We start from the raw sequence: 7,438 nt of genomic DNA on the forward strand, positions 1-7,438 counted from the left end.
CCCGCCCGCCGCGCCCGGCGGCCGTCCGACGACGTGCGCCCCGTCACAGCGTCCATGCCAATGCGGGAGGGGGACACGGGGCATGGCACCCTTAGACCTGCGGACAAGACAGCAGGACAAGCAAGACAACCGACAAGCAAGACAACAAGGCAACAGGGACACAGGTGCGACGAGGAGCGGTCACAGTGCAGCGCTGGCGCGGCTTGGAGGACATCCCCCACGACTGGGGGCGCAGCGTCGTCACCATCGGCTCCTACGACGGAGTCCACCGCGGACACCAGCTGATCATCGAGCACGCCGTGAACCGCGCCCGCGAGCTCGGCGTCCCCGCCGTCGTCGTCACCTTCGACCCGCACCCCAGCGAGGTCGTACGCCCCGGCAGCCACCCGCCGCTGCTGGCCCCGCACCACCGCCGCGCCGAGCTGATGGCCAAGCTGGGGGTGGACGCGGTGCTCGTCCTGCCCTTCACCGCGGAGTTCTCGAAGCTGTCCCCGGCCGAGTTCGTCGTCAAGGTGCTGGTCGACAAGCTGCACGCCAGAGCGGTCGTCGAGGGCCCGAACTTCCGCTTCGGCCACAAGGCCGCCGGCAACGTGGAGTTCCTCGCCGAGCAGGGCGAGGTCTACGACTACGAGGTCGAGGTCGTCGACCTGTACGTCAGCGGAGAGGCGGGCGGCGGCGAGCCCTTCTCCTCGACCCTGACCCGCCGCCTGGTCGCCGAGGGCGACGTCGAGGGCGCCCGGGAGATCCTGGGCCGTCCGCACCGGGTGGAGGGCGTCGTGGTCCGCGGCGCCCAGCGGGGCCGCGAGATGGGCTTCCCCACGGCCAACGTCGAGACGCTCCCGCACACCGCGATCCCCGCCGACGGCGTCTACGCCGGCTATCTGCACGCCCAGGGCGAGACGATGCCGGCCGCGATCTCCGTCGGCACGAACCCGCAGTTCGACGGCACCGAGCGCACGGTGGAGGCGTACGCCGTCGACCGCGTCGGCCTCGACCTGTACGGGTTGCACGTCGCCGTCGAGTTCCTGGCCTTCGTCCGCGGCCAGGCGAAGTTCGACTCCCTCCAGGCGCTGCTGGAGACGATGGCACAGGACGTCGAGAAGTGCCGGGAGATCATCGCGGCGGACGTGAGGACGGGCTCCTAGGGCGCTGCCGGAGCCGTGTCCTCCCGTGCGCGTGCCCAGTGGCACGCGACCTGCGCCTCGCCGCTCCCGCCGAGGATCTCGAGGTCCTGACCGCGGCACGCCCGGTCCACGCCCGCCCGTTCGGCCTCGCCGCCCGCCAGGACGTGGCAGCGGACGTGGAAGCGACAGCCGGAGGGGATGCGGGAGGGGTCCGGGGGCTCGCCGCCGAGGACGACCGGATCTCCGGGGGCCTCGGGCAGGACGGACAGCAGGGCCTGGGTGTACGGGTGCCGGGGCGCCGTCAGGACCTGCTCCACCGCGCCGGTCTCCACGATCCGCCCCAGGTACATCACCGCGACCCGGTCGGCGATGTTCCAGGCCAGCCCCAGGTCGTGGGTCACCACCAGCGCGGACAGGCCGAGTTCGGTGCGCAGCCGCAGCAGCAGGGCGAGGATCTCGCCGCGCACCGAGGCGTCCAGGGAGGCCACCGGCTCGTCGGCGACGAGGAGTTCGGGCTCGAGGACCAGCGCGCCCGCGATGACCACGCGCTGGCGCTGACCGCCGGACAGCTCGTGCGGGTAGCGCAGGAAGAAGCGCTCGGGCGGCCGCAGCCCGGCCCGGGACAGGGCCCCGGCGACCGCCGCCCGCTCGTCCCCGTCGTGCCCGTGGATGCGCAGTCCCTCGGCCACGGCGTCGTACACGGTGTGGCGCGGGTTGAGCGAGCCGCTCGGGTCCTGGAGCACCAGTTGGGCCCGTTTGCGGTACGCCTTCAACGCGCGCGAGGAGTAGTCGAGCGGGGCACCGTCGAAGGTGACGCGCCCCGCGGTCGGCTCCACCAGACCGAGCAGCGAGCGGGCCAGTGTCGTCTTCCCGCACCCCGACTCGCCGACCAGCGCGACGATCTCGCCGGGCCGGATGCCGAGGTCCACCCCGTCCACGGCCCGGACGGCCGGCGTGCCGTTCCGGCCGGGGAAGGTGATCCGCAGGCCCTCGACCCTCAGCAGCGGTGGCGTGGTCGTCATGCGGTGCTGCTCCTCACTTCCGTCTCGTCCCCGGTGCCCGCGGCGCCCCCGCTCGCGGCTCCCTCCCCGGTGGCCGCGGCCCCTTCCGGCACATGCACACAAGCCGCCCGCCGCCCCGCTCCCGCCTCGCGCAGCACCTGGTCCTGTGCGGCGCAGACGTCCAGCGCGACCGGGCACCGCGGGTGGAACGCGCACCCGGACGGCACCGCCGCCGGGTCCGGCGGATCGCCCGGCAGCCCGCGGGGCGCGAACCGGGACGCCGGGTCGCCGATGCGGGGGAACGCCTCCGACAGGGCCCTGCTGTAGGGGTGCCGGGCGTCCTCGTAGACCTGCCGGGCCGGGCCCTCCTCGACCACCCGGCCCGCGTACATCACCGCCAGCCGGTCGCAGGTGTCGGCCAGGACGGCGAGGTCGTGGCTGATCATGACCAGCCCGAGGTCCTGCTCGCTCACCAGCCGCTGGATCAGCCGCAGGATCTGGGCCTGGACCATCACGTCCAGCGCCGTGGTGGGCTCGTCGGCGACGATCAGCCGCGGATCGCAGGCCAGCGCCATCGCGATCATCACGCGCTGCCGCTGCCCGCCGGACAGCTCGTGCGGGTACGCGCTCGCCCGCGCCGCCGGCAGCCCCACCTGCTCCAGCAGCTCCCCGCTCCTCCTCCGCGCGCCCGCCGCGGTCTCCTTGCGGTGCAGCAGGATCGGCTCGGCGATCTGGTCACCGACCCGGTGCACGGCGTTCAGCGAGTGCATCGCGCCCTGGAAGACGATCGACGCCCCCGCCCAGCGCACCGCCCGCACCCGGCCCCACTTCATCGCCAGCACGTCCTCGCCGTCCAGCAGGATCTCGCCGCCGATCCGGGTCCCGGCCGGCAGCAGCCGCAGCAGCGCCAGCGCCAGCGTGGACTTGCCGCAGCCGGACTCGCCCGCGATGCCGAGCTTCTCGCCCGGGGCGAGGGTCAGGCCGGCCCCGCGCACGGCGGCCGCACCGCCCGGATACGTCACTTCCAGGTTCCGCACGTCGAGCAGGCTCAACGGGACACCCCCAGCCTGGGGTTGAGGACGGACTCGACGGCCCGCCCGCACAGTGTGAACGCCAGCGCGACGACCGCGATGGCGATACCCGGCGGCACCAGGTACCACCAGTCGCCGGAACTGACCGCCCCCGCCTCCCGCGCGTCCTGCAGCAACCCGCCCCAGGACACGCCGGTCGGGTCGCCGAGCCCGAGGAAGGCGAGCGTCGCCTCCGTCAGGATCGCGGTGGAGATGATCAGGGTGGTCTGGGCGAGGACCAGCGGCATGACGTTCGGCAGCACGTGCCGGGACATCACGTGCCAGTGACCGCCGCCGAGCGCCTTCGCCCGTTCGATGTACGGCCGTGACTCCACCGCCAGCGTCTGCGCCCGCACCAGACGCGCGGTGGTCGGCCAGGTGGTCACGCCGATCGCCACGACGATCGTGCCCAGCGAGCGGGACATCACGGTGGCGAGCGCGATGGCGAGCACCAGCGTCGGCATCACCAGGAACCAGTCCGTGATCCGCATCATCACCGTGGCGTACCAGCCGCGGAAGTGCCCCGCGGTGATGCCGATGAGCGTCCCGATCGCCACCGACAGCACGGCCGCGAGCAGCCCGACCAGCAGCGAGACCCGCGAACCCCAGATCACCAGGCCGAGCAGACTGCGCCCGAACTGGTCCGTGCCCAGCGGGAACCGCGCGCTCGGACTCTCCAGCGGCCCGCCGGGCGCGTCGGTCACGCTCCGCACGTCCGCCCCGACGGTCAGCGGCGCGGTCAGCGCGACCAGCACGCACAGCACGAGCGCGGCGAGCCCGACGACGCCCGCGCGGTGCGTCCGGTACTGCTTCCAGAAACGGGCGGCGGAGGCCCGGCGGCGCTGCCGGGTGAGCGTGCGCGGACCGGGCGTCGCAGTGGTGTCGGCGGTCATCGGCCCACCCTTGGGTCGAGCAGCGGATACAGCAGGTCGGCGAGGGTGTTCATCACGATCACCGCGGACGCGAAGAAGAAGAACAGCCCCTGCACCAGCGGCAGGTCGGGCACGCTCAGCCCCTGGTAGAACAGCCCGCCGAGCCCCGGCCAGGAGAACACCGTCTCGACGAGGATCACCCCCGCCACGGTCCGGCCGAGATTGACGAAGACCAGCGTCACGGTCGGCAGCAGCGCGTTCGGCACGGCGTGCCGGCGCCGCACCTGGTCGTCCCGGAGCCCCTTGGCGCGCGCGGTCGTCAGATAGTCGCCGCCCATCTCGTCCAGCAGCGCCGACCGCGTGACCAGCAGGGTCTGCCCGTACTCCACCGCGACCAGCGTCACCACCGGCAGGACGAGATGGTGGGCGACGTCGACGGCGTACGCGAAGCCCTCCTTGCCGCCCGACTCCATGCCCCCGGTCGGGAACAGCCCCGGAACCGGGCCCACGCCCACCGACAGCACGATGATGAGCAGCAGCCCCAGCCAGAAGGACGGCACGGAGTAGAGCGTCAGCGCCAGACCCGTGTTGAGGCGGTCGCCGAGCCGGCCGTGCCGCCAGGCGGAGCGGGTGCCGAGGACGATGCCGAGCGCGGTGTAGAGCACGAAGGCCGTACCGGTCAGCAGCAGGGTGTTCGGCAGCGCTTCGGTGATCTTGTCGATGACCGGTGTGCGGAACTGGTACGAGGTCCCCAGGTCCCCGGTCAGTGCCTTGCCGCAGTAGTGCGCGAACTGCCGCCACAGCGGCAGGTCGAGCCCGAACTCGCGCCGGTAGGCGGCGAGCTGCTCCGCGGAGACCGGCCGTCCGCCGGTCATGAACTTCACCGGGTCGCCCGGGATCAGCCGGAAGAGGAAGAAGCTGGTGACGAGGACGGCGAGCAGCGAGACGGCCGCGCCGGCCAGCTTGCCCGCCACGTACCGCAGATACGCGGCGGCGGTCCTCGCCCGTGGCCCCCGGCCCGCCGCCGGCCCGGGCGTCCCCGGGTCGGCGGCGGCCCCCTCGACCAGCGCGGGTGTCGCTTCCGCGGTCATGCGCGCTCACCGCCCGCTTCACTCACTGCCTGTTCCGTCCGTCCTCCGGTCACGGTCTACTCACGGTCCTCCGCCGTGGCCCGGCGGCGCATCGCGAAGAGCCCCGCGAGGCCGGCGAGGACGACCACACCCGCCACGATCCCGATGACGACGCCCGTGGAGGCGGAACCGCCCGAGGAGTCGTCGGAGTCCGCCGGAACGGCCGACCACCAGCTCCAGTAGCCGTCCTGCCCGTAGATGTTCCCCGCCTCGGCCGGCATGGTGGTGATCGACTCGATCTGGTCCGTGCGGTAGGCCTCGACCGCGTTGGGATAGGCCATGACGTTCATGTACCCGAGGTCGTACAGCCGCGACTCCATCTGCTTGACGAGATTCGCCCGTTCGGCCGGGTCGTACTCGGCGAGCTGCTTGGCGTACAGCTCGTCGTACGTCTTGTCGCAGATGAAGTTGTCGGTGGCGCCGGTGTCCTTGGGCGTCGCCGGCAGCGCGGCGCAGGTGTGGATGGAGAGCACGAAGTCGGGGTCGGGGTTGACCGACCAGCCGTCGAAGGCGAGGTCGTACTTGCCCGCGAGCCACGGGTCGGTCACGTTGTCCAGGCAGTCGAGGGTGACCCCGATGCCGAGCCCGCCCCACCACTCCTGCAGGTACTTGCCGACCGCCTTGTCGTTGGGGTCGGTCGCGTGGCACAGCACCCGGTAGTTCAGTGGCTTGCCGTCCTTGCCGACGCGCTTGCCGTCGGCGTTCGCCCGGTAGCCCGCTCGGTCGAGGAGTTCGGCGGCCTTCGCCGGGTCGTACGCCAGCCGCCGGTTCCCCGACGGCTCCCAGAAGTACGTCGGGTAACGCGGCGGGATGTAGCCCTGGCCCTCCACCGCGTGGCCCTGGAAGACCTTGTCGACGATGGTCTTCCGGTCGACCGCCATGAACAGCGCGTGCCGCACCCGCTCGTCGAGCAGGGACGGGTGGCCGTCCCCGAACTTCTTGCCGTTCCTGGCCTGCGCGCCCGGGTTGGTGGCCAGGGCGTAGAAGCGGCGCCCGGGGCCTTCGTTGACGCGGATGTCCTTCTCGCCCTTGAGCGAGGCGGCCTGGGCGGGCGTCAGGGCCGGCGAGCCGGCCACGAAGGAGACCTCGCCCTTGCGCAGGGCGGCGACGGCGGCGTCCTGGTCCTTGTAGTACCGGAAGACCAGCTCGTCGAACTTCGGCGCGCCGCGCCAGAAGTCCTTGTTGGCCTTCAGCCGCACATAGCTGTCGGGCTTGTAGGCGGTGAGGACGAACGGGCCGTTGCCGACGACCGGGAAGGACTTGTCGTTGTTGAACTCCGAGAAGTCGTCGACCTTCTCCCAGACGTGCTTGGGCACGATCGGCACGTCGAGCGCGGTCATCGTGGCCTGTGGCTTCTTCAGCCGGATCACCAGCTGGGTGGGGCTGGGCGCGGTGACCTTCTCGAAGTTGTTGACGAAGCTGCCGTTGGCGGTGGCGGCGCCCTGGTCCGTCATCATCTTGTTGAACGTCCACGCCGCGTCCTCGGCGGTGGCCTGCTGTCCGTCCGACCACTTGGAGTCGGAGCGGATCGTGTACGTCCAGGTCAGCTTGTCCGGCGACGGCTCCCACTTGGTGGCCAGGCCCGGAACGACGTGGGCGTCCTTGGGGTCGTAGTTGGTCAGGTACTCGTACGTCAGCCGGTGGATGCTCGTGCTGAGCAGCCGTACCGCCAGGAACGGGCTGAGCGAGTCGACACTCTGCGCGACGGCGACGGTGAGGACTTTTCCGTCCTTCCCGTCCTTCCCGTCCTTCCCGTCCTTCCCGGCCTGTGTGCCTTCCGCGGCATGGGCCCGCGGCGCGGCCGGGACGAGCGGGGACGCGAGTCCGGCCGTGAGGACGAGGGCGGCGGCGCCCGCGGTGGCGAGTAGCCGGGTTCGCCCCAGGCGGGGGCCGGTGCGTCCTCTGCCGTGCAGATCATGTGTGTTCATGGCTCGGTGACCTCGCGTCATCGCACGCAGGAAACGGTTTGCGCCTCCTGCCGGGGCGGGCTTGAACAGGCTTGAACGGGCTTGATCGGGTGACGCCGGCGGAATGAAGTGAGTGTCTATCAGCGGCAGTCTGCGCGCGTCAACGGTACGTCAAACCCCATGTGGCCTGCGGAAACGACAGGCGTGCCGCTCTGTTGCTCCACATTGGTGGAGACCGGTGAAGCCTCCCTGGTGAGGGCGTGGCGACGGAAACCCGACCGGTTCTGACTGCGAACACGCGAAGGCCCGCGCCGTCGGGGACGGCGCGGGCCGG

At 71.8% G+C, this 7,438-nt stretch carries 6 protein-coding genes; 1 reads left to right on the top strand and 5 read right to left on the bottom strand.

Features of this window, described 5'->3' with window-relative positions; translation table 11 throughout:
- Positions 1 to 185 precede the first annotated feature (185 nt).
- Positions 186 to 1,145 carry a bifunctional riboflavin kinase/FAD synthetase gene (locus RH94_RS21025; RefSeq protein ID WP_073949066.1) on the top strand — a complete coding sequence of 320 codons (960 nt, stop codon included), beginning with the start codon at positions 186 to 188 and terminating at the stop codon, positions 1,143 to 1,145.
- On the opposite strand, the gene RH94_RS21030 is transcribed toward RH94_RS21025, so the two are convergent.
- From RH94_RS21030 to RH94_RS21050, 5 genes are read right to left on the bottom strand one after another with little or no spacing between them, the layout of a single operon-like run.
- On the bottom strand, positions 1,142 to 2,146 hold the full coding sequence (locus RH94_RS21030) for an oligopeptide/dipeptide ABC transporter ATP-binding protein (RefSeq protein WP_073949067.1): 1,005 nt from the start codon (positions 2,144 to 2,146) through the stop codon (positions 1,142 to 1,144). The two genes, RH94_RS21025 and RH94_RS21030, sit on opposite strands and share 4 nt — an antisense overlap.
- The gene (locus RH94_RS21035; RefSeq protein ID WP_073949068.1) at positions 2,143 to 3,177 is read right to left on the bottom strand and encodes an ABC transporter ATP-binding protein; all 1,035 of its coding nucleotides are present in this window, start codon (positions 3,175 to 3,177) and stop codon (positions 2,143 to 2,145) included. The genes RH94_RS21030 and RH94_RS21035 overlap by 4 nt, the downstream gene beginning before the upstream one ends.
- Complete coding sequence (locus RH94_RS21040; RefSeq protein WP_073949069.1) at positions 3,174 to 4,088, bottom strand: ABC transporter permease; 915 nt, start codon at positions 4,086 to 4,088, stop codon at positions 3,174 to 3,176. The genes RH94_RS21035 and RH94_RS21040 overlap by 4 nt, the downstream gene beginning before the upstream one ends.
- Positions 4,085 to 5,158 (bottom strand): ABC transporter permease, encoded by a 1,074-nt coding sequence (locus RH94_RS21045; protein WP_199881017.1) that lies wholly within the window; start codon positions 5,156 to 5,158, stop codon positions 4,085 to 4,087. The genes RH94_RS21040 and RH94_RS21045 overlap by 4 nt, the downstream gene beginning before the upstream one ends.
- A gap of 56 nt (positions 5,159 to 5,214) precedes the next feature.
- Positions 5,215 to 7,125, bottom strand: a complete 1,911-nt coding sequence (locus tag RH94_RS21050; protein WP_073949070.1) for an ABC transporter substrate-binding protein — start codon at positions 7,123 to 7,125, stop codon at positions 5,215 to 5,217.
- Positions 7,126 to 7,438 lie beyond the last annotated feature (313 nt).

It is taken from the genome of Streptomyces kebangsaanensis, from assembly GCF_001906585.1.
Classification (GTDB): Bacteria; Actinomycetota; Actinomycetes; order Streptomycetales; family Streptomycetaceae; genus Streptomyces; species Streptomyces kebangsaanensis.